34 protein-coding genes are annotated in these 19,875 nt (G+C 58.2%); 1 reads left to right on the plus strand and 33 read right to left on the minus strand.

Annotated features, from left to right (window positions below):
* Positions 1-21 precede the first annotated feature (21 nt).
* The 28 genes from rplQ to rplC all read right to left on the minus strand — a co-directional run bounded on the left by rplQ (position 22) and on the right by rplC (position 14,108).
* Positions 22-417 (minus strand): 50S ribosomal protein L17, encoded by a 396-nt coding sequence (rplQ, locus tag AC1RRC_RS30940; protein WP_154379295.1) that lies wholly within the window; start codon positions 415-417, stop codon positions 22-24.
* A 126-nt stretch (positions 418-543) separates the two neighbouring features.
* Positions 544-1,521, minus strand: coding sequence for a DNA-directed RNA polymerase subunit alpha (locus tag AC1RRC_RS30945; RefSeq protein ID WP_154379297.1), 978 nt, complete (start codon positions 1,519-1,521; stop codon positions 544-546).
* A 138-nt stretch (positions 1,522-1,659) separates the two neighbouring features.
* Positions 1,660-2,283 (minus strand): 30S ribosomal protein S4, encoded by a 624-nt coding sequence (gene rpsD, locus AC1RRC_RS30950; RefSeq protein WP_493059635.1) that lies wholly within the window; start codon positions 2,281-2,283, stop codon positions 1,660-1,662.
* Positions 2,284-2,499: 216 nt separating this feature from the next.
* Positions 2,500-2,904 (minus strand): 30S ribosomal protein S11, encoded by a 405-nt coding sequence (gene rpsK / locus AC1RRC_RS30955; RefSeq protein ID WP_154379299.1) that lies wholly within the window; start codon positions 2,902-2,904, stop codon positions 2,500-2,502.
* 14 nt (positions 2,905-2,918) lie between these two features.
* Positions 2,919-3,284: a 30S ribosomal protein S13 gene (gene rpsM, locus AC1RRC_RS30960; RefSeq protein ID WP_493059638.1), complete on the minus strand. Its 366-nt coding sequence runs from the start codon at positions 3,282-3,284 to the stop codon at positions 2,919-2,921.
* A gap of 28 nt (positions 3,285-3,312) precedes the next feature.
* Complete coding sequence (gene rpmJ / locus AC1RRC_RS30965) at positions 3,313-3,426, minus strand: 50S ribosomal protein L36 (RefSeq protein WP_005663407.1); 114 nt, start codon at positions 3,424-3,426, stop codon at positions 3,313-3,315.
* Positions 3,427-3,458: 32 nt separating this feature from the next.
* Positions 3,459-3,677 (minus strand): translation initiation factor IF-1, encoded by a 219-nt coding sequence (gene infA, locus AC1RRC_RS30970; RefSeq protein WP_010812378.1) that lies wholly within the window; start codon positions 3,675-3,677, stop codon positions 3,459-3,461.
* A gap of 17 nt (positions 3,678-3,694) precedes the next feature.
* Positions 3,695-5,029 carry a preprotein translocase subunit SecY gene (gene secY / locus AC1RRC_RS30975; protein ID WP_493059640.1) on the minus strand — a complete coding sequence of 445 codons (1,335 nt, stop codon included), beginning with the start codon at positions 5,027-5,029 and terminating at the stop codon, positions 3,695-3,697.
* 27 nt (positions 5,030-5,056) lie between these two features.
* On the minus strand, positions 5,057-5,488 hold the full coding sequence (gene rplO, locus AC1RRC_RS30980; protein ID WP_493059642.1) for a 50S ribosomal protein L15: 432 nt from the start codon (positions 5,486-5,488) through the stop codon (positions 5,057-5,059).
* 27 nt (positions 5,489-5,515) lie between these two features.
* Positions 5,516-5,692, minus strand: coding sequence for a 50S ribosomal protein L30 (gene rpmD, locus AC1RRC_RS30985; RefSeq protein WP_028833787.1), 177 nt, complete (start codon positions 5,690-5,692; stop codon positions 5,516-5,518).
* An 11-nt stretch (positions 5,693-5,703) separates the two neighbouring features.
* Positions 5,704-6,222 carry a 30S ribosomal protein S5 gene (gene rpsE, locus AC1RRC_RS30990; RefSeq protein ID WP_493059645.1) on the minus strand — a complete coding sequence of 173 codons (519 nt, stop codon included), beginning with the start codon at positions 6,220-6,222 and terminating at the stop codon, positions 5,704-5,706.
* A gap of 10 nt (positions 6,223-6,232) precedes the next feature.
* Positions 6,233-6,595, minus strand: coding sequence for a 50S ribosomal protein L18 (gene rplR / locus AC1RRC_RS30995; protein WP_092280160.1), 363 nt, complete (start codon positions 6,593-6,595; stop codon positions 6,233-6,235).
* 13 nt (positions 6,596-6,608) lie between these two features.
* On the minus strand, positions 6,609-7,142 hold the full coding sequence (gene rplF / locus AC1RRC_RS31000) for a 50S ribosomal protein L6 (protein ID WP_493059646.1): 534 nt from the start codon (positions 7,140-7,142) through the stop codon (positions 6,609-6,611).
* A 9-nt stretch (positions 7,143-7,151) separates the two neighbouring features.
* Positions 7,152-7,547 carry a 30S ribosomal protein S8 gene (gene rpsH / locus AC1RRC_RS31005; RefSeq protein ID WP_155440043.1) on the minus strand — a complete coding sequence of 132 codons (396 nt, stop codon included), beginning with the start codon at positions 7,545-7,547 and terminating at the stop codon, positions 7,152-7,154.
* A 14-nt stretch (positions 7,548-7,561) separates the two neighbouring features.
* Entirely contained in the window at positions 7,562-7,867 is a 306-nt protein-coding gene (rpsN, locus tag AC1RRC_RS31010; protein ID WP_493059647.1) for a 30S ribosomal protein S14, read from the minus strand.
* 7 nt (positions 7,868-7,874) lie between these two features.
* Positions 7,875-8,414 carry a 50S ribosomal protein L5 gene (rplE, locus tag AC1RRC_RS31015; protein ID WP_493059648.1) on the minus strand — a complete coding sequence of 180 codons (540 nt, stop codon included), beginning with the start codon at positions 8,412-8,414 and terminating at the stop codon, positions 7,875-7,877.
* A gap of 6 nt (positions 8,415-8,420) precedes the next feature.
* Positions 8,421-8,735 (minus strand): 50S ribosomal protein L24, encoded by a 315-nt coding sequence (gene rplX / locus AC1RRC_RS31020; protein WP_493059649.1) that lies wholly within the window; start codon positions 8,733-8,735, stop codon positions 8,421-8,423.
* Between the two features lie 10 nt (positions 8,736-8,745).
* Entirely contained in the window at positions 8,746-9,114 is a 369-nt protein-coding gene (gene rplN, locus AC1RRC_RS31025) for a 50S ribosomal protein L14 (protein WP_154379320.1), read from the minus strand.
* Between the two features lie 258 nt (positions 9,115-9,372).
* Complete coding sequence (rpsQ, locus tag AC1RRC_RS31030) at positions 9,373-9,645, minus strand: 30S ribosomal protein S17 (RefSeq protein WP_093556910.1); 273 nt, start codon at positions 9,643-9,645, stop codon at positions 9,373-9,375.
* Positions 9,642-9,833, minus strand: a complete 192-nt coding sequence (rpmC, locus tag AC1RRC_RS31035; RefSeq protein WP_154379322.1) for a 50S ribosomal protein L29 — start codon at positions 9,831-9,833, stop codon at positions 9,642-9,644. Before rpmC ends, rpsQ begins: the two co-directional genes overlap by 4 nt.
* A gap of 12 nt (positions 9,834-9,845) precedes the next feature.
* On the minus strand, positions 9,846-10,265 hold the full coding sequence (gene rplP / locus AC1RRC_RS31040) for a 50S ribosomal protein L16 (protein ID WP_493059650.1): 420 nt from the start codon (positions 10,263-10,265) through the stop codon (positions 9,846-9,848).
* A gap of 3 nt (positions 10,266-10,268) precedes the next feature.
* Positions 10,269-11,063 (minus strand): 30S ribosomal protein S3, encoded by a 795-nt coding sequence (gene rpsC, locus AC1RRC_RS31045; protein WP_493059651.1) that lies wholly within the window; start codon positions 11,061-11,063, stop codon positions 10,269-10,271.
* Between the two features lie 9 nt (positions 11,064-11,072).
* The gene (gene rplV, locus AC1RRC_RS31050) at positions 11,073-11,405 is read right to left on the minus strand and encodes a 50S ribosomal protein L22 (RefSeq protein ID WP_493059664.1); all 333 of its coding nucleotides are present in this window, start codon (positions 11,403-11,405) and stop codon (positions 11,073-11,075) included.
* A complete protein-coding gene (rpsS, locus tag AC1RRC_RS31055) occupies positions 11,402-11,677 on the minus strand; it encodes a 30S ribosomal protein S19 (protein WP_493059653.1) in 276 nt (91 codons plus the stop codon). Before rpsS ends, rplV begins: the two co-directional genes overlap by 4 nt.
* 9 nt (positions 11,678-11,686) lie before the next feature.
* A complete protein-coding gene (rplB, locus tag AC1RRC_RS31060) occupies positions 11,687-12,514 on the minus strand; it encodes a 50S ribosomal protein L2 (RefSeq protein ID WP_493059654.1) in 828 nt (275 codons plus the stop codon).
* The gene (rplW, locus tag AC1RRC_RS31065) at positions 12,514-12,831 is read right to left on the minus strand and encodes a 50S ribosomal protein L23 (RefSeq protein WP_155440036.1); all 318 of its coding nucleotides are present in this window, start codon (positions 12,829-12,831) and stop codon (positions 12,514-12,516) included. The genes rplB and rplW overlap by 1 nt, the downstream gene beginning before the upstream one ends.
* A complete protein-coding gene (gene rplD, locus AC1RRC_RS31070; protein ID WP_493059655.1) occupies positions 12,828-13,448 on the minus strand; it encodes a 50S ribosomal protein L4 in 621 nt (206 codons plus the stop codon). Before rplD ends, rplW begins: the two co-directional genes overlap by 4 nt.
* A 3-nt stretch (positions 13,449-13,451) precedes the next feature.
* The gene (gene rplC, locus AC1RRC_RS31075; RefSeq protein ID WP_155440034.1) at positions 13,452-14,108 is read right to left on the minus strand and encodes a 50S ribosomal protein L3; all 657 of its coding nucleotides are present in this window, start codon (positions 14,106-14,108) and stop codon (positions 13,452-13,454) included.
* A 317-nt stretch (positions 14,109-14,425) separates the two neighbouring features.
* On the opposite strand from rplC, the gene AC1RRC_RS31080 reads away from it, so the two are divergent.
* Positions 14,426-15,139, plus strand: a complete 714-nt coding sequence (locus AC1RRC_RS31080; protein ID WP_493059657.1) for a PEP-CTERM sorting domain-containing protein — start codon at positions 14,426-14,428, stop codon at positions 15,137-15,139.
* 56 nt (positions 15,140-15,195) lie between these two features.
* Here AC1RRC_RS31080 and creD read toward each other — a convergent pair whose 3' ends face one another.
* The 5 genes from creD to AC1RRC_RS31105 all read right to left on the minus strand — a co-directional run.
* Complete coding sequence (creD, locus tag AC1RRC_RS31085) at positions 15,196-16,632, minus strand: cell envelope integrity protein CreD (RefSeq protein WP_493059658.1); 1,437 nt, start codon at positions 16,630-16,632, stop codon at positions 15,196-15,198.
* A gap of 113 nt (positions 16,633-16,745) precedes the next feature.
* Complete coding sequence (gene creC, locus AC1RRC_RS31090; protein ID WP_493059659.1) at positions 16,746-18,317, minus strand: two-component system sensor histidine kinase CreC; 1,572 nt, start codon at positions 18,315-18,317, stop codon at positions 16,746-16,748.
* On the minus strand, positions 18,314-19,042 hold the full coding sequence (creB, locus tag AC1RRC_RS31095; protein ID WP_493059660.1) for a two-component system response regulator CreB: 729 nt from the start codon (positions 19,040-19,042) through the stop codon (positions 18,314-18,316). Before creB ends, creC begins: the two co-directional genes overlap by 4 nt.
* Before the next feature lie 144 nt (positions 19,043-19,186).
* Positions 19,187-19,504 (minus strand): 30S ribosomal protein S10, encoded by a 318-nt coding sequence (gene rpsJ / locus AC1RRC_RS31100; protein ID WP_154379348.1) that lies wholly within the window; start codon positions 19,502-19,504, stop codon positions 19,187-19,189.
* A 248-nt stretch (positions 19,505-19,752) separates the two neighbouring features.
* Positions 19,753-19,875: EF-Tu C-terminal domain-related protein (locus AC1RRC_RS31105; RefSeq protein WP_493059665.1), on the minus strand; the 123-nt coding region annotated here is incomplete at its 5' end.

A 19,875-nucleotide genomic window follows, 5' to 3' on the forward strand; every position in this document is an offset into this window, starting at 1 on the left:
TCTCGTGAAAACGACGGAAGATTACTCTTCGCCGGTCACTTCAACAGCTTCGGTGATCTCTGGACGGTCCAGCAGTTCAACGAAGGCCATTGGCGCGTTGTCGCCAACGCGGAAACCCATTTTCAGGATGCGCAGGTAGCCACCGTTACGGTTGGCGAAACGTGGGCCCAGTTCGGAGAACAGTTTTTGCACGATTTCGCGGTCACGCAGACGGGAGAATGCCAGACGCTTGTTAGCCAGGGTGTCGGTCTTGCCCAGGGTCAGGATCGGCTCAACTACGCGGCGCAGTTCTTTAGCTTTTGGCAGCGTGGTTTTGATCGCTTCGTGACGCAGCAGCGAAACAGTCATGTTGCGCAGCATTGCCAGACGGTGGGAAGAGGTACGGTTCAGTTTACGGAGGCCGTGACGGTGACGCATGGTATTTCCTTTCGAGGTGTTTAAATCCGAGTTCTTCGATCGCCACCGCTCAAGAGCTTAGGCGCGGACCGGTTATAAGTAAAAACGCCCGCGGCGACATGCCGCAGGCGGGTGCTGCAAAACGAATTACTTCTCCAGACCAGCAGGCGGCCAGTTTTCCAGCTTCATGCCCAGGGTCAGACCACGGGAAGCCAGGACTTCCTTGATCTCGTTCAGCGACTTGCGGCCCAGGTTCGGGGTCTTCAGCAGTTCGTTTTCCGAACGCTGGATCAGGTCGCCGATGTAGTAAATGTTTTCTGCTTTCAGGCAGTTGGCCGAACGGACGGTCAGTTCCAGGTCGTCCACTGGACGCAGCAGGATCGGATCGACCAGCGGAGCGCGGCTTGGCGCTTCGGCAGCGGCTTCGGTGCCTTCCAGGGCAGCGAACACATTCAACTGGTCCACCAGGACGCGGGCCGACTGGCGGATCGCTTCTTCCGGCGTGATCACGCCGTTGGTTTCAATGTTGATGATCAGCTTGTCCAGGTCGGTACGCTGTTCCACACGGGCCGATTCCACCGAGTACGACACGCGGCGCACTGGGGCGAACGACGCGTCCAGGATGATGCGGCCGATGGTTTTGTTGGTGTCTTCCGACAGGCGGCGAACATTGCCTGGCACATAGCCACGGCCTTTTTCAACCTTGATCTGCATGTCCAGCTTGCCACCAGCGGTCAGGTGGGCGATCACGTGGTCAGGGTTGATCAGTTCTACGTCGTGTGGCAGATCGATGTCCGATGCCAGCACGGCGCCTTCGCCTTCTTTTTTCAGGGTCAGGGTCACGGCGTCACGGTTGTGCACCTTGAACACGACACCCTTCAGATTCAGCAGCAGGTCAACCACGTCTTCTTGCACGCCGTCCAGCGACGAGTATTCGTGCACGACGCCAGCGATCGTCACTTCGGTCGGTGCATAGCCGATCATCGACGACAGCAGTACGCGGCGCAGCGCGTTGCCCAGGGTGTGACCGTAGCCACGTTCAAACGGTTCCATCACGACTTTCGCGTGGCCGGCGCCCAGGGTTTCTACATCGATGATACGTGGTTTCAACAAACTGTTTTGCATGTGAAAATGTCCTTTTCATTACCCTCGGCTCGTTACACCGATAAGGCTGATGGCATTAAAAATGGTGAAGGCGGATCCGGAGATCCGCCTCGGGTGGAGCGGTACTGCTTGCAAGGCGGATGACAATCCGCCCTACGATTAACGCGAGTACAGTTCGACGATCAGCGATTCGTTGACGTCTTGAGCGATTTCGTTGCGCTCTGGCAGCGAACGGAAGGTGCCTTCCATTTTCTTCGAATCAACCGACACCCAAGCTGGCATGCCAACTTGTTCAGCCAGCGACAGGGCTTCAACGATACGGGTCTGCTTTTTCGACTTTTCGCGAACAGCGATCACGTCGCCGGTTTTCACGACGTACGAAGGGATGTTCGCAACGTTGCCGTTGATGGTGAACGCTTTGTGCGATACCAGCTGACGCGCTTCAGCGCGGGTCGAGCCGAAGCCCATGCGGTAGGCGACGTTGTCCAGGCGGGTTTCCAGCAGTTGCAGCAGGGTTTCGCCGGTGTTGCCTTTGCGACGGTCGGCTTCAGCGAAGTAGCGACGGAACTGACGTTCCAGCACGCCGTAGATACGCTTAACTTTTTGCTTTTCGCGCAGTTGGTTGCCGTAGTCGGAGGTACGGGCGCCCGATTTCACACCGTGCTGGCCTGGCTTGACGTCCAGTTTGCACTTGGAATCCAGCGAGCGGCGTGCGCTCTTCAGGAACAGGTCGGTGCCTTCACGGCGGGACAGTTTTGCTTTTGGTCCGATATAACGTGCCACAGTAATTTCCTTTGATGATGTTGACGCCCCAGCCACATCGGAATGTGGTTAGGCGCAAGTCCAGCCTGCGAACGGCGGGACGTGGCTACAATAAGCCTGCGGGAGACAATCCCACAGACGAGAACAGCCGGACAGTATAGTCGTTTCCGACTAACTGTTCCAGCAGTTTTTTACAGCTTGAAGCCCCGGCAACCGAAATCGCCGGGTTGGGCCGTATTAGATACGACGACGCTTCGGAGGACGGCAGCCGTTGTGCGGCACTGGCGTTACGTCCTGGATCTCGGTGATCTTGATACCCAGGCTGTTCAGTGCGCGAACCGCGGATTCGCGGCCAGGACCTGGGCCCTTGATGCGAACTTCCAGGTTCTTCACGCCGCATTCCTGTGCAACTTTACCAGCGGCTTCAGCAGCAACCTGCGCTGCGAACGGGGTCGATTTACGCGAACCCTTGAAGCCAGCACCACCGGAGGTCGCCCACGACAGAGCGTTGCCCTGACGGTCGGTGATGGTGATGATGGTGTTGTTGAAGGAAGCGTGAACGTGAGCGATGCCTTCAGCGACGTTCTTTTTGACTTTCTTGCGCACGCGAGCTGCTGCTGCGGAGCTTTGTTGCTTAGCCATAGTAGTTTCCTAGATTATTTCTTCAGCGATTGAGCGGCTTTGCGCGGGCCCTTGCGGGTACGTGCATTGGTGCGGGTGCGCTGGCCACGGACCGGCAGGCCCTTACGGTGACGCAGACCGCGGTAGCAGCCCAGGTCCATCAGACGCTTGATGTTCATCGACAGTTCGCGGCGCAGGTCGCCTTCTACTACGAACTTGCCAACTTCATCACGCAGCTTTTCCAGTTCGCTGTCGTCCAGGTCCTTGACCTTCTTGTTGCTAGCAATGCCGGTCTGCTGGCAGATGTACTGCGAGCGTGGACGGCCGATACCGTAGATGGCGGTCAGGCCGATAACGGTGTGTTGGTGATTTGGGATGTTAACCCCTGCAATACGTGCCATTCGTTATTCCTCGAATAAATAACGGTTATTAACCTTGACGCTGCTTATGACGCGGTTCTACGCAGATTACGCGGACCACACCTTTGCGCTTGATGATCTTGCAGTTGCGGCAGATGCGCTTGACTGAAGCGTTAACTTTCATTTTTGCACTCTTTTCTAGTACGTTTGTTTGATTTACTTGGTCCGGAACACAATGCGGGCGCGGCTCAAGTCGTACGGTGTCAACTCAACCGTTACCTTGTCGCCGGGAAGGATGCGGATATAGTTCATCCGCATTTTACCCGAAATGTGTCCAAGTACCACGTGGCCGTTTTCCAGCTTCACTCGAAATGTTGCATTGGGGAGATTCTCCAGAACCTCGCCTTGCATTTGGATGACGTCGTCTTTTGCCATTCGTATGTTTACCTCGCTTATCGCGTCGGAACTCCGCCCTTGAAGTTTGCTTTGCGCAGCAGCGAATCATATTGCTGCGACATCACGTAGTTCTGAACCTGGGCCATGAAGTCCATGGTAACCACTACGACAATCAGCAGCGAGGTGCCACCGAAGTAGAACGGCACCTTCCACTGGGCATTCATGAATTCCGGCAACAAGCACACGAGGGTGATGTAGACGGCGCCAGCCAGCGTCAATCGCATCAGGATCTTGTCGATGTAACGGGCAGTCTGCTCACCGGGACGAATCCCTGGCACAAAGGCCCCGCTCTTCTTCAAGTTGTCCGCAGTTTCTTTGCTGTTAAACACCAGAGCGGTGTAGAAGAAGCAGAAGAACACGATTGCCACCGCATACAGCAATGCATGAATAGGCTCGCCTGGTGCCATCGATGCCGACAGGTCCTTGAAGAACCGGACAGCAGGGTTGGACGAGTCAGCGCCCTTCGAGAACCAGTCCACGATGGTAGCCGGGAACAAGATAATCGACGATGCGAAGATCGGCGGGATCACGCCGGCCATGTTCAGTTTCAACGGCAAGTGGCTGGTCTGACCGCCATAGATCTTGTTACCGACCTGGCGCTTGGCATAGTTGACCAGAATCTTGCGCTGACCACGTTCCACGAACACCACGGTATAAGTGACGCCAGCCACCAGTACCAGGATGATCAGGGCCGAGAATGCGCCGATCGTGTCGTTCGCCACCTGGGTCAGCAAACCGCCCAGTGCGCCCGGCAGACCTGCTGCAATACCGGCAAAGATAATGATCGAGATGCCGTTACCAAGACCGCGCTCGGTAATCTGCTCGCCCAACCACATCAGGAACATAGTGCCGGTCAACAGCGTCACGACCGTCACGAAGCGGAAACCCAGGCCCGGATCCAGCACCAGTCCAGGTTGCGATTCCAGCGCCACTGCAATGCCCAGCGCCTGGAACAGAGCCAGACCCACGGTTGCATAACGCGTGTACTGGGTAATCTTGCGCCGGCCGGCTTCACCTTCCTTTTTCAGCGCTTCCATCTGTGGCGACACGATCGACAGCAATTGCATGATGATCGAGGCCGAGATGTAAGGCGTGATACCCAGCGCAAACACTGTGAAGCGCGAAAGGGCGCCACCCGAGAACATGTTGAACATGCCCAGGATGCCGCCTTCTTGCGACTTGAACAGCGAGGCCAGTTGTGCCGGGTCTACACCCGGCACAGGAACGTGAGCGCCGATACGATACACCACCAATGCGCCAAGCAGGAACCACAGGCGGCTCCATGGGAAGCCTGCAGCTGCACTCTTGGCAAGTTGTGGGTTGGTCGCCATTGTCGCTCCGATCTAGTCAGCAGCCAATTAGGCTACCGAACCGCCAGCCGCTTCGATGGCAGCTTTCGCGCCAGCGGTGACTTTCAGACCTTTGACGGTAACAGCCTTGGTGATCTCGCCGGAAGCGATCACACGCACGTCGCGCGCCAGGACGTTCAGAACGCCGGCTTGCTTCAGTACCAGGATGTCGACTTCGCCAACTGCCAGGGCGTTTAGGTCGGACAGACGCACTTCAGCTTTGAAGGTGGCGTTCAGCGACTTGAAACCGCGCTTTGGCAGACGACGCTGCAGAGGCATTTGACCGCCTTCGAAACCGACTTTGTGGAAGCCGCCCGAACGCGATTTTTGACCTTTGTGACCACGGCCAGCGGTTTTACCCAGGCCGGAGCCGATACCGCGGCCAACGCGACGCTTGTAGTGCTTAGCGCCTTCTGCTGGTTGAATGGTATTCAATTCCATTGTGTTCTCCAGATCGCAAGCCAGGGCTTACGATACGACTTTCACGAGGTAAGCGACTTTGTTGATCATGCCGCGAACCGACGGGGTGTCCTGCAACTCGGAAACCGAGTTGACACGGCGCAGGCCCAGGCCACGCACGGTAGCGCGGTGGTCTTGACGGGTGCCGATCAGGCCTTTCACCAGTTTGACTTTAATAGTGCTCATGTGATTTCCCCTTAAGCCAGGATATCTTCCACCGACTTGCCGCGTTTAGCAGCGATGTCAGCAGGAGTACTCATTTTCGACAGGCCGTCCAGGGTGGCGCGCACCAGGTTGTACGGGTTGTTCGAACCGGTGGATTTCGCCACCACGTCCGTCACGCCCATCACTTCGAAGATAGCGCGCATTGCGCCACCAGCGATGACGCCGGTACCTGGCTTGGCTGGGCTCATCATCACTTTCGACGCGCCGTGGCGGCCGGTGACGGTGTGCTGCAGCGTGCCGTTTTTCAAAGGCACTTTGATCAGGTTGCGGCGGGCTTCTTCCATTGCCTTCTGCACACCCACTGGCACTTCTTTCGATTTGCCCTTGCCCATGCCGATGCGGCCATCGCCGTCGCCGACCACGGTCAGTGCTGCGAAGCCCATGATACGACCACCCTTGACCACTTTGGTCACGCGGTTGATCGCGATCATTTTTTCGCGCATGCCGTCATCCGGCTTGTCGCTTTGCATTTTTGCTTGCATTTTTGCCATGATCGTACCCTTAGAACTTCAGACCGGCTTCGCGGGCAGCTTCTGCCAGCGCTTTAACACGGCCGTGGTAACGGAAACCGGAGCGATCGAACGCTACTTCGGTGATTCCTGCTTTCAGTGCTTTTTCTGCTACGCGCTTGCCAACCAGAGCGGCGGCAGCGGCATTGCCACCCTTGCCGGATTTGCCAGCCAGTTCGGCACGCACTTCCGCTTCCAAGGTCGATGCCGAAACCAGTACTTTGGCTTCCGGGGAAATCAGGTTCGCGTAAATGTGCAGATTGGTGCGGTGGACCGACAGGCGGTTCACTTTCAATTGCGCGATCTTGATCCGGGTTTGACGTCCGCGGCGCAGACGAGATTCTTTTTTGTCCATCGTCAGCCCCTAATTACTTCTTCTTGGTTTCTTTGATCTTAACCACTTCGTCCGAATAACGGACGCCCTTGCCCTTATAAGGCTCAGGGGAGCGGTAAGCGCGAACTTCAGCAGCTACCTGACCAACCTTTTGACGATCGATACCCTTGATCAGGATCTCGGTCGGGGTTGGCGTCGCCACGGTCACGCCGGCTGGCATGTCGTGTACGACCGGGTGGGAGAAGCCCAGCGACAGGTTCAGCTTGTCACCTTGAGCCTGGGCTTTGTAGCCCACGCCAACCAGGTTCAGCTTCTTCTCGAAACCCTTGGTAACGCCGGTGACCATGTTGTTCACCAGAGCGCGCAGCGTGCCAGACATGGCGTTCGCTTCGCGGCTGTCGTTGGCCACGTCGAAGGACAGGGTGCCAGCGTTGTTTTCTACTTTTACCAGACCGTTCAGGGACTGGGTCAGTACGCCCAGCGGGCCTTTTACGGTGATCGCTTGTGCGGAGATGGCGACTTCAGCGCCAGCTGGCACAGCGATAGGCATTTTAGCTACACGAGACATTATTGCTCCTTACGCGACGTAGCAGATGACTTCGCCGCCCACGCCATTGGCGCGTGCTTTGCGGTCGGTCATGACGCCTTGCGGGGTGGACACAATGGCAACGCCCAGGCCGTTCATCACGGTCGGGATTTCATCCTTGCCTTTGTACACGCGCAGACCTGGACGCGATACACGCTCCAGACGCTCGATGACAGGACGGCCTACATAATATTTCAAACCGATTTTGAGTTCCGACTTGCCACCGTCAACGGCAACAGCGAAATCTTCAATGTAACCCTCGTCCTTCAGGACGTTGGCAATCGCTACTTTGACTTTCGACGATGGCATGGCCACGGTCGTTTTTTGCACGCCTTGGGCGTTGCGAATGCGGGTCAGCATATCGGCGATAGGATCGCTCATACTCATTGCTTGTTCTCCTATTACCAGCTGGCTTTGGTCATACCCGGGATCTCACCACGCATGGCGAATTCACGGAGCTTGATACGACCCAGGCCGAATTTACGGAAGGTGCCGCGAGGACGACCGGTGACTGCGCAACGGTTGCGCTGGCGGGTCGGTGCGGAGTTGCGTGGCAGGGCCTGCAGTTTCAGGCGCGCTTCGTAACGCTCTTCTTCCGACTTCGACTGGTCATCAATGATGGCCTTCAGAGCTGCGCGTTTGGCGGCAAATTTATTTGCCAGGTCCACACGTTTCTGCTCACGGTTAATCAGTGCGAGTTTTGCCATGATCTACTTAGTTCCTGAACGGGAATTTAAAGGCGGCGAGCAGCGCTTTGGCTTCATCGTCGGTCTTCGCGGTGGTGGTGATCGAAATGTTCATACCACGCAGCGCATCGATCTTGTCGTACTCGATCTCAGGGAAGATGATCTGCTCTTTCACACCGATGTTGTAGTTGCCACGGCCATCGAACGATTTGCCGGACACGCCACGGAAGTCACGCACGCGTGGCAGGGCCACGGTGATGAAACGATCCAGGAACTCGTACATGCGGGCGCCGCGCAGGGTCACCATGGTACCGATTGGGTAGCCTTCGCGGATTTTGAAACCGGCGATAGCTTTACGGGCCTTGGTGGTCACTGGCTTCTGGCCGGCGATCTTGGTCAGGTCACCAACAGCGTGCTCCAGCACTTTCTTGTCAGCGATGGCTTCGCCCACACCCATGTTCAGGGTGATTTTGGTCAGGCGAGGTACTTCCATTACCGTCGTGTAACCGAATTTTTCGGTCAGTTCGGCAACGATTTTGTCTTTATAGACTGCTTGCAGACGGGCCATTTCTTATTACCCTTTCACTACTTCGCCGTTCGACTTGAAGACGCGGACTTTTTTGCCGTCCACATCTTTGAAGCCTACGCGATCTGCCTTACCGGTCGCAGCGTTGAACAGCGCAACGTTGGACACGTGAATAGGCATGGTCTTGTCAACGATGCCACCAGTTACGCCAGTCATCGGGTTTGGCTTAACAGCCTTTTTAGCGACATTGACGCCATCAACCACGACGTGCTCTGCGTCTACGCGACGCAGCACGGTACCGCGCTTGCCTTTGTCTTTGCCGGTCAAAACGATGACTTCGTCGTCTTTACGAATCTTATCCATTGCTGACTCCTTACAGAACTTCCGGTGCCAGGGACACGATCTTCATGAACTTTTCAGTACGCAACTCGCGCGTAACTGGTCCAAAGATACGGGTACCGATCGGCTCCAGCTTGTTGTTCAGCAGGACAGCAGCGTTGCCATCGAACTTCACCAGGGAACCATCTTGGCGGCGCACACCTTTAGCGGTACGCACAACCACGGCGTTGTAAATTTCACCTTTTTTGACACGACCACGTGGCTGAGCCACCTTAACGGTGACCTTGATCACGTCGCCAATGCCAGCATAACGGCGCTTGGAACCGCCCAACACCTTGATGCACAGAACTTCCTTGGCACCGGTGTTGTCGGCTACTTCGAGCCGGCTTTCAGTTTGAATCATAGTATTCTCTTTCCCAACTTAAGCCGAAGAATCCACACAATATGGACCTGTCGGTCAGTCTTGGTCCCGCCAGCCCATCTTGCGATGTGCTGCTTGGGTGCTTGATCTTCAAACAAGTACTGACCGCGATCCATGTCTGCGGAGAGACACTTTGCGGCGATACATGAACGAAGCCCGCAAGTATTACACACAACCTGCGGGCTTGCAAGAACTAATTAAAACTGCCTCCCAAGGCTTGCGCCCGGGAGGCAATCTCAATTAAACGATTTGTGCAGCTTGCACTACACGAGTCACCGTCCACGCCTTCGTTTTGGAGATCGGACGACCTTCCTGGATCTCGACCGTATCACCGGCTTTGACTTGGTTGGATTCGTCATGTGCGTGGTATTTAGCCGAACGCACAATGATCTTGCCGTACAGAGGGTGCTTCACGTGACGTTCGATCAGAACGGTAACGGTCTTGTCCATCTTGTCGGAGACCACTTTACCGATCAGCGTGCGCTTGAGCGACTGTTTCACTGGCTGGTTCATTTGGCTTCCTTCTGATTCATGACCGTTTTTACACGCGCGATATCGCGGCGTACCTTCTTGAGCTGCGAAGTGTTGCTCAGTTGTTGCGTAGCGACTTGCATACGCAGACCAAACTGGGCCTTCAGCAGATCGGCCAGCTCTTTTTGCAGAGCTGCCTGGTCTTTGCCGCGGAGTTCAGATGCTTTCATATTTCACTCCTATTATTGGCCAACCTGGCGCACCACGAAGGTGGTTGCCAGAGGCAGTTTGGCAGCAGCCAGGCGGAACGCTTCGCGTGCCAGTTCTTCTCCGACGCCATCCATCTCGTACAGGACTTTGCCTGGGCGGATTTCAGCGACGTAGTACTCTGGGTTACCTTTACCGTTACCCATACGGACTTCGGCTGGCTTGTTCGAGATCGGTTTGTCTGGGAAGACGCGGATCCAGATACGGCCGCCACGTTTGATGTGACGGGTCATGGCACGACGTGCCGACTCGATCTGGCGGGCCGTGATACGGCCACGTGCCACGGCTTTCAGGCCGAACTCACCAAACGACACATTGGTGCCGGTGGTGTGCGAAATGCCGGTGTTACGGCCTTTCTGCTCTTTACGGTACTTCCTGCGGCTAGGTTGCAGCATGGTTTATTCTCCTGCTTTCTCAGCCGGCTTGGCAGCACGGCGGGCGGCTGGCGCGCCTGGCTTGGCGCCTGGACCTGGACGTGGACCACGGCCAGGTTTGCCGTCGTCACGGCGTGGGCCGCGTGGTTTTTTCTCGTCCGCTGGGACATCGATAACTGGTGCTTCGCCGGCGGCGTTGCGGTCACCTTTGTAAACCCACACCTTGACACCGATGATGCCGTAGGTGGTTTCAGCTTCGCTGGTGCCGTAGTCGATATCGGCGCGCAGGGTGTGCAGAGGCACACGGCCTTCGCGGTACCATTCGGTACGTGCGATTTCGATGCCGTTCAGACGACCCGAGGACATGATCTTGATGCCCAGGGCGCCCAGGCGCATGGCGTTCTGCATCGCGCGCTTCATGGCGCGGCGGAACATAATACGCTTTTCCAGCTGTTGCGAGATCGAGTCGGCGATCAGTTGAGCATCGATTTCCGGCTTGCGGATTTCTTCGATGTTCACGTGCACAGGCACGCCCATGATCTTCGCCAGTGCGGTCTTCAGCACTTCGATGTCTTCGCCTTTTTTACCGATGACCACGCCCGGACGGGAGCTGTACACGGTGAAGCGCGCGTTCTTGGCTGGACGCTCGATAACGATGCGGCCAACGGAGGCGTTCTTCAGTTTCTTTTTCAGGAAAGCGCGAGCTTTCAGGTCTTCGTTCAGCATGGCAGCGAAATTGCCGTTGCCAGCGTACCAGCGCGAGGCCCAGTTACGGGTGACTGCCAGACGGAAACCGGTTGGATGAATTTTCTGACCCATCTTGGCTCCTTAGTTACCGACGGTCACGTACACGTGACAGGATTGTTTCGAGATGCGGTCACCACGGCCTTTTGCACGGGCGGTGAAACGCTTCAGGATCGGGCCCTTTTCGACGTAGATCGTTTTCACGAACAGTTCGTCGATATCCGCACCATCATTGTGCTCAGCGTTGGCGATTGCCGACTCCAGCACTTTCTTGATGATCGCAGCGCCTTTTTTCGGGCTGAACTGCAGGATGTTCAGCGCAGCGTCAACCTTTTTGCCGCGGATCAGGTCAGCCACCAGGCGGCCTTTTTGATCCGACAGGCGCACGCCTTTGAGGATTGCTTGAGTTTCCATTATTTCTTAGCCTTTTTGTCAGCTGCGTGGCCCTTGAACGTGCGGGTCAGCGCGAATTCGCCGAGCTTGTGACCAACCATGTTCTCGGAAACGTACACAGGCACGTGGACCTTGCCGTTGTGCACGGCAATGGTCAGACCGATGAAGTCAGGCATGATCGTCGAGCGACGGGACCAGGTTTTAATTGGCTTTTTGTCTTTGATCGCTTGCGCGGCTTCGACTTTTTTCACCAGGTGGGCGTCGCAGAACGGCCCTTTTTTCAATGAACGAGTCATGGTTTATCCTTATTTCTTGCCGCGGCGCGAAACGATCATCGAAGACGTACGCTTGTTCGAGCGAGTCTTCTTGCCCTTGGTGTGCTGGCCCCATGGCGATACTGGGTGACGACCAGCTGCGGTACGACCTTCACCACCACCGTGCGGGTGGTCGATCGGGTTCATCACCACACCGCGGACGGTTGGGCGAACACCGCGCCAGCGCATTGCACCGGCTTTACCAATCTTACGCAGGCTGTGTTCGGCATTGCCGACTTCACCCACGGTTGCGCGGCACTCGATGTGCACACGACGCACTTCGCCGGAGCGCAGACGCACCTGAGCGTAAGTACCTTCGCGAGCCATCAGGACCACAACGGCGCCAGCCGTACGGGCCATCTGTGCACCCTTGCCTGGCAACATTTCCACGCAGTGGATGTTGGTGCCGACTGGGATGTTGCGGATTGGCAGGCAGTTACCTGCTTTGATCGGCGCTTCCGAACCGTTGTGCAGCACGTCGCCTACAGCCACGCCTTTAGGGGCGATGATGTATGCGCGCTCGCCGTCTGCGTAGCACAGCAGGGCGATGTGAGCGGTACGGTTTGGATCGTATTCGATACGTTCCACTTTCGCAGGAATACCGTCTTTGTTGCGCTTGAAGTCAACAACGCGGTAGTGATGCTTGTGGCCACCGCCGATGTGGCGGGTGGTGATGTGACCGTTGTTGTTACGGCCAGCAGTCTTCGATTTCTTTTCAACCAGAGCGGCAAACGGACGACCTTTGAACAGGTCGGTGTTAACCACTTTCACCATGCCGCGACGGCCTGGGGAGGTTGGCTTCATCTTAACGAGTGCCATTATTTAGCCTCCTCGGTGAAATTGATTTCCTGGCCTGGTTTCAGGCACACGAAAGCGCGCTTGGTGTGGTTGCGACGACCGACGAAACGGCCCGAACGCTTCACTTTACCTTCGCGGTTCACGGTTTGTACCGAGGCCACTTCCACCTTGAACAGCAGTTCAACGGCGGCTTTGATTTCTGGCTTGGTTGCGTCTGGCAGAACCTTGAAAACGATTTGCTCGTTTTTCTCGGCGACCATGGTAGCTTTCTCGGAAATTACCGGAGCTACCAGCACCTTCATCAGGCGCTCTTCGCTGTGTTTGATGACTGCGCTCATGCCAGCATCTCCTCAATCTTGGCCAGTGCCGCTTTGGTGACCAGGGTCTTTTTGTAGAAGACCAGCGACATTGGATCTGCTTGGCGCGGCTCAACAACCAGCACGTTCGGCAGGTTGCGGGAAGCCAGCAGCAGGTTTTCTTCGATGTTCTCGGCAATGATCAGCACCGAGTCCAGGCCCATGCCGGTCAGCTTTTGCGACAGCAGCTTGGTCTTTGGCGCGTCGATGACCAGATCGTCGATCACAACCAGGCGCTCTTCGCGGGCCAGTTGGGACAGGATCGAGCACAGACCTGCGCGGTACATCTTCTTGTTCACTTTATGGGTGAAGTTCTCGTCAGGCGAGTTCGGGAAGATGCGACCACCGCCGCGCCACAGTGGCGAGGAGGACATACCAGCACGAGCACGGCCGGTACCTTTTTGGCGCCATGGCTTTTTGGTCGTGTGGTGGACTTCTTCGCGGTCTTTTTGCTTACGGTTGCCGCTGCGAGCATTGGCTTGGTAGGCGACCACGACTTGGTGGATCAGGGCTTCGTTGTAGTCACGGCCGAAGACGGTGTCAGCGGCGGCAACGTTGGAGGCTGCTTGACCTTGAGCATTCAGGAGCTTGAGTTCCATCGATTAAGCCCCTTTCTTTGCTTTAACTTTAACAGCAGGCGACACGACAACTTGGCCGTTTTTCGCGCCTGGCACGGCACCTTTCACCAGCAGCAGCTGACGGTCGGCGTCGATACGAGCGATTTCCAGGTTCTGGGTGGTAACAGTAACGTCACCCATGTGACCGGTCATGCGCTTACCAGGGAACACGCGACCTGGATCCTGCGCCATACCGATCGAGCCTGGTACGTTGTGCGAACGCGAGTTACCGTGGGTCTGACGACCGGAAGCGAAGTTGTGGCGCTTGATGGTACCGGCGTAGCCTTTACCGATGCTCGTGCCCTGAACGTCGATCTTTTGACCAACTTCGAACAGCGAAGCAGCGATAACTTCGCCAGCTTTCAATTCTGCGGCTTTAGCAGCGTCAACGCGGAACTCTTTCAACAGAGTACCAGCTTCAACACCAGCTTTAGCATAGTGACCGGCAGCTGCTTTAGTCACGCGGGAAGCGCGACGCTGACCGAAGACAACCTGAACAGCGGAGTAACCGTCAACTTCAGGGGTTTTGATTTGCGCAACACGGTTGTTCGACACGTCCAGCACGGTGACAGGAATCGAATCCCCGTCATCGGTGAAGATACGCATCATACCAACCTTGCGACCGAGGAGGCCAAGGCTCATATTTTCTCCAATTCCACCTACGATTGGGTGGAGTCTATTTAACTACCAAAAATGGTATGAACAAAAAAAGACGATTCCATACCGAAGCCAGCTAGTGTACTGTGCTTTGCCCCTTGACGCAACAGCTTTGTACGAGGTATGTCAGATATTTTGGGGCCGCCGTGCTGGTGGCGCGGGTGTCGAGATTCTTTACATTTTTGTGCCGGTTGAAACGCTGGCATTTTGCAAGTCTTTGATACCAATCAAGATTACTTTGAAGGCATGAAACTTGCTCTATGGAATTGTATATTCCATAGTTACAACAGTTAAAGGCCCCCATGAACTTCAAGTACATTGCCACCGCCGTCCTGCTGACCGCCACCCTGGCCGCCCCCGCACAAGCGGCCATCGTCACCACCACCTCGTCCGGCACAATTGTCGACGGAGTGGACTTGGGCGCCCTGTTTGGCGCGGCAGGCGGCCAGTTGAACGGACTGCGGTACCAGATGACGCTCAGCGCGGACATCGACGCCAATGCGGGGGCGTTTAATGAAAGTTACTACAGCCAAGTCTCCAGCTATGGCAATGCACCGATCACTTACAGTGTCACCATCAATAACCAGACGGTGACCGGCTCCACAACCCTCGACAGCTGGAACCAGCAATATCTGGCCACCGGCCGCACGGACAACAATCCCAATAATCCCGTCGACCAGATTTATGGCTATGGCAGTGGCTATACGGCAGATTACGCCAGCTATTTCAATGGCTACCATTACCTCTACTCGAACACCAACTCCTTCGACGGCATCTCGAGGGACTTGCTGGAGAGCGTGTCGCGTGATTTCCAGAATGGCGACGGTGGTTATGCTTACTTCTACTTGAGCGGCAACCAGAGCTACACCTACTTCAGCGCCACCCCGGACACCATCGCCATGAACGGCGTTCCCGTCAACAGCGCCGCCGACGTGCCGGAACCAGCCACGCTCGGCCTGTTCGGCCTTGGCCTGGCCGGCCTGGCCGCCGGCCGCCGCAAGCGCGCACAGCAATAATCCCCGCGCCAACCGCGACAACGCCCGCATCATGCGGGCGTTGTGCTTTCTGCATCTTATGCGGCTACGGCGCCCGGTTCCACCTTGGGCGGTGGCGGCGCGTCGCTGGCGCCAATGCTGTACCAGTCGACCTTGCGGGTCGCCACCATCAGGGCCGCCAGCACCGTGAACAGCAGCAGGCTGCCCAGCACCAGCGCATTGTCCTCCGAACACAGCAAGCCATACAGCGCGCCATACAGCAGGGTCAATGCACCGCCGAACGCAAAGCCGCGGCGGCGGTCGTGCAGCACGTGCGCCAGGTAGTAGCCGATCAGGCTGATACAGGCGGCGCTGGCGGCGGCGTAAGCCAGCACGAAGGGGAAATGCTCGGACAGCCCCAACAGCAGCAGAAAGAACATGGCCAGCGACAGGCCGACCAAGGCATACTGCACCGGGTGGATCGGCAGGGCTTTCAGGATCTCGAACACAAAGAAGGCGGCAAAGGTCAGCGCCACGAACAGCAAGCCGTATTTGGTGGCGCGGTCGGCCAGGCTGTACGTGTTGACCGGCTCGATCAGCGCCACCGAAAAGCGGTCCAGCGCCCCACCGGCACGGGCGCCCGCCGCCTGCGCGGCGGCGGCTTGGGCCTGGGACTGAGCATGGGCCCGCCCCTCCCAGTCATCCGCCGCCATGTTCAGCAATTCCTGCCGCACATTGGCGGCCAGCGACGGCACCCGCCATGTCGCACTGAAACCGGCATCGCTGATCTCGCGCTTTTCAGGCAGGAAGCGGCCATTGAATTGCGGATGCGGCCAGTCTGATTTCAAGCTCACCACGTTGTTCTTGCCGACCGGGATGAAGGACAGGCGTTCCATCCCCGCCAGGTTCAGCGCAAAGGCAAACGTTATCTGCCCTCCCTCCAGCGCCGCCGCACCGAGCCTGGCGTGCAAGCCACGCTTGTGGGCGCCCAGCAGCGCATCCTGCGCGAATTCCACGGTGTTGCCGCCCCACTGCAATTGAGGAATTTCGCGCAAGCCCCGCACGTCTTCGATCGGCAGCGCCAGGTACGGCGGCCCGGCCGGCGCCACGCGCGCATCTTTGGCGCGCGGCAGATCGGCGACCACCGGCAACGTGAAGCTGCCGGAAAACTTGTGCTGGCCGTTGTACACCAGCACTTCGTGAATGCCCCGGTAGCGGCGTTCGGCGCCGATGCCGCCCTGCACCTGCAAATCATCCGGGAATACCAGGTGCCGGCGCTGCGCCGTGCTGGTGGTGATTTTGACCTTGCCTTCCGCCGTGGTCTCGCGCACGTCCACTTCTTCCGTGTAGGGCACCACCAATACCGGGCCGATCACGGTCTGCTCGCCGACCGAATCGCTGGCAATGCTGGCGGCCGCCTCCTCGCGGTAGTACATCCGGCCGGCCACGGTGGACTCGATCATCATCAGCGGGATGCCAAGCAACAGCATCAGCACAACAATGATGATCACTTTGAAAAACAGTCTTCTTTGCATGGCGCTTTCCTGGGGGTTGAAATACGGCCAGTGTAGGAAAGCGCGATGCAGTCATGATGTGTGCGGTGTGCGCGGAATGTGTGCCGAATGTGCGCCGGCCATGCCGCGCCAGCCTATAACGCCAGCGGCAACGGCAGCGCCAGTTCCGCGCAGCAGCCGCCCTGCGCGGCATTGACCACAGAGACCGTGCCGCCGTGCAGCGCCGCCACTTCACGCACAAACGGCAAGCCCAGCCCGGTGCTCTTGCCGCCATCCGGGCGCGGCAGCGAATAAAACCGTTCAAACAAGCGTTCCTGCGCATAGGCGGGGATGCCGGGGCCGCTGTCGCACACGGCAACGACGGCCTGCCCGCCGCGCCGCCGCGGCAGCATGCGGATCACACTGCCGGGCGGCGCAAAGCCGATCGCATTGTCGAGCAAATTGCCCAGCGCCTGGCGCAGCAGCAGCGCGTCGCCCTGCACCCACAGCGGCGTGGCCGCCACCAGGCCGAGGCCGACGGGCGACGCGGCCATGCCGGCGTCCGCCGCAACGCCGGCCGCAGCACAAGCCACATCTCCAGCCGCATCTCCCGCTACACCGCCAGCCGCGCCGCCCTGCCCCGCCGCCGAGCCGTCATCAAACAGCAGCGCGATCCGGCGGGCCGCCAACGCGCCGGCACAATCGCCCGCCACCGCCGCGCACAGCGCGTTCAACTCGACCGGCGCCGCCTGCTCCAGCTGCTGCTGCTGCTCGACCCGCACCAGCGCCAACAGTTTGTCGATCAACTGCTTCTGGCGCGCATTCTGTTCCAGGATATTAGCCAGGAAGCGCTGCCGCTCGGCTTCCGGCATGTCTTCCTGCAGCAGCTCGGCCGAGGCCTGGATCGCGGCAATCGGCGACTTTAATTCATGGGTCAGCGTATGCATCAGCTGTTCCGCATACTCTTTCCCCTCCAGGCGCGTGCGCATGGCTTCCAGTGCGCGGCCGAGCGTCGCGATTTCATTGTTGCCGAGGTCCGGCAACACCGCCTTGCGGCCCGCCTCCACGTCGGCCACATACGCCATCAGCCGGCGCAAGGCGCGCGCCAGCCACCAGGCAAACACCATCCCCACCAGCAGCGACAAGCCCAGCAACAGAGCGCCCCAGCGCAAGATCGTGCGCTGGCCGCGCTCGATGAATGCCTGCACGCTGGCATTGGGCTTGGCCACGGTCAGCACACCGATGATGCGGCTGCGGTCGGACGGATCAAAGATCGGCGCCGCCACGTGCATGACCGTGCTGTCTTCATCGTCCGGCACCGACTTCGTGCTGCGCGCGCCATACTGGCCGCGCAGGGTCAGGTACACGTCATTCCAGCGCGAATAATCGCTGCCGAGATCCGCGCCGGCGGTATCAAACAGCACAATCCCCTTGGCGTCCGTGATGTACACGCGATAGTCCAGGTGCTGCTTGGCGACGCCGCCGATGCGGGCGCTGACGCTGCGCTGCGCATAATCGCGCAGGCGCGGCGCGAAGTTCTCCATCCTGCCGCGCTGCACATCGTCCGCCGCCATTTCCGCCAGCAAGTTCGCCGTGTCGACCAGGGTATCTTCCTGCGATGCCCGCACGCCCGGTTTGACTTGCGCGACGAACACATTGAGCAGGAACCACGCCGCCAGCCCGACAATCAGGAAGTAGCCCAGCAGGACACGCAGGCCGATTTTCATGCCAGCGGATCGAGGCTGTAACCCATGCCACGGTGGGTCTGGATCGGATCGGCATTGGCATCGACCAACCGCAATTTCGCGCGCAGCGAGCGGATATGGCCGTCGACCGTGCGGTCCAGCGTATCGGGCGCATCGGTCCACACCCGGTCCATCAATTGCGCGCGCGACAGCACATGGCCCGGATGTTCGAGCAGGGTTTTCAGCAGCAGGTATTCATAGCGGGTCAGGTCCAGCAGGCGGCCCTGGAACAGGATGCGCGCTTCATTGGCGCGCAGTTCAAACCCGGCCATGGAACGCGGCACGGCAAGGGCGGCAGGCACAGCGGCCGGGGCAACTGCGGGCTGCGGGCGACCAGGGGGATGCAGGCGCCGCAGGATGACGCGGATGCGCGCCACCAGTTCGCGCGGCGAAAACGGCTTGGTCACATAATCGTCGGCGCCGATTTCCAACCCCACCACGCGGTCGATTTCATCGCTGCGGGCGGTCAGGAAAATCACCGGCGCATCGGAAAACTGGCGCAGGCGGCGACACACTTCCAATCCCGACAAGTCGGGCAAGCCGATATCGAGCACCACCAGTTCCGGCGGCGCGGCGCCGCGCATGATCTCGAGCGCCTGTTCGCCCAGGGTGACGTGGCGCGGCGTGTAACCGTCGGTGCGCAGGGCATACATGATGCCGTCGGCGATGGCGGCTTCGTCTTCAACGATGAGGATGGATAGGGACATGGCCGACTTTATACCATGAGGATGCCCGGCTTGAGGGCCCGTCACCCATGGCCAAAAAAAAGGCCGATCCGCAATGCGGTATCGGCCTTTTTCTGGCGGCGATGGCTGTTGCCCTCGCCCACCTGAGCAATATTACCTAAGCAATTATTGCAGTTTGATTTCGACGTCCACACCAGCTGGCAGGTCCAGCTTCATCAGCGCGTCAACGGTCTTGTCGGTTGGGTCGACGATGTCCATCAGGCGCTGGTGGGTACGGATTTCGAACTGGTCACGGGAAGTCTTGTTCACGTGCGGGGAACGCAGCACGTCGTAACGCTGGATGCGGGTCGGCAGTGGAACTGGGCCCTTGACAACGGCGCCGGTGCGCTTAGCGGTGTCAACGATTTCCAGTGCGGACTGGTCGATCAGCTTGTAGTCGAAAGCTTTCAGGCGGATACGGATTTTTTGGTTTGGTGCGGTCATGATGATTCCTCAAAAGAGCGAACTGGCAACTTTATAGCGCCAGCATTGATCAAAGAACGGGAGGTCGCTTCAAAATAGCCATGGCGTTGTTGCAGCTCCTTGCCGTGCAGCGCACTGTCTGCGTCGCTGCGCCTAGCCCTGTCCATTTTGAAGCAACCTCTTATTACAACAGAGCCGGCTATGTTACCACGGCCGGCTCTGTTTGTTTCATCGCAGGGCCGGAGCCCTGCAAAAAAACTTGGTCGCTATTAGGCGATGATTTTGGCAACAACGCCGGCGCCAACGGTACGGCCGCCTTCGCGGATAGCGAAGCGCAGACCTTCTTCCATAGCGATCGGGCTGATCAGTTTCACGGTGATCGACACGTTATC

This window comes from Pseudoduganella sp. GW821-FHT12E03 (assembly GCF_058807115.1).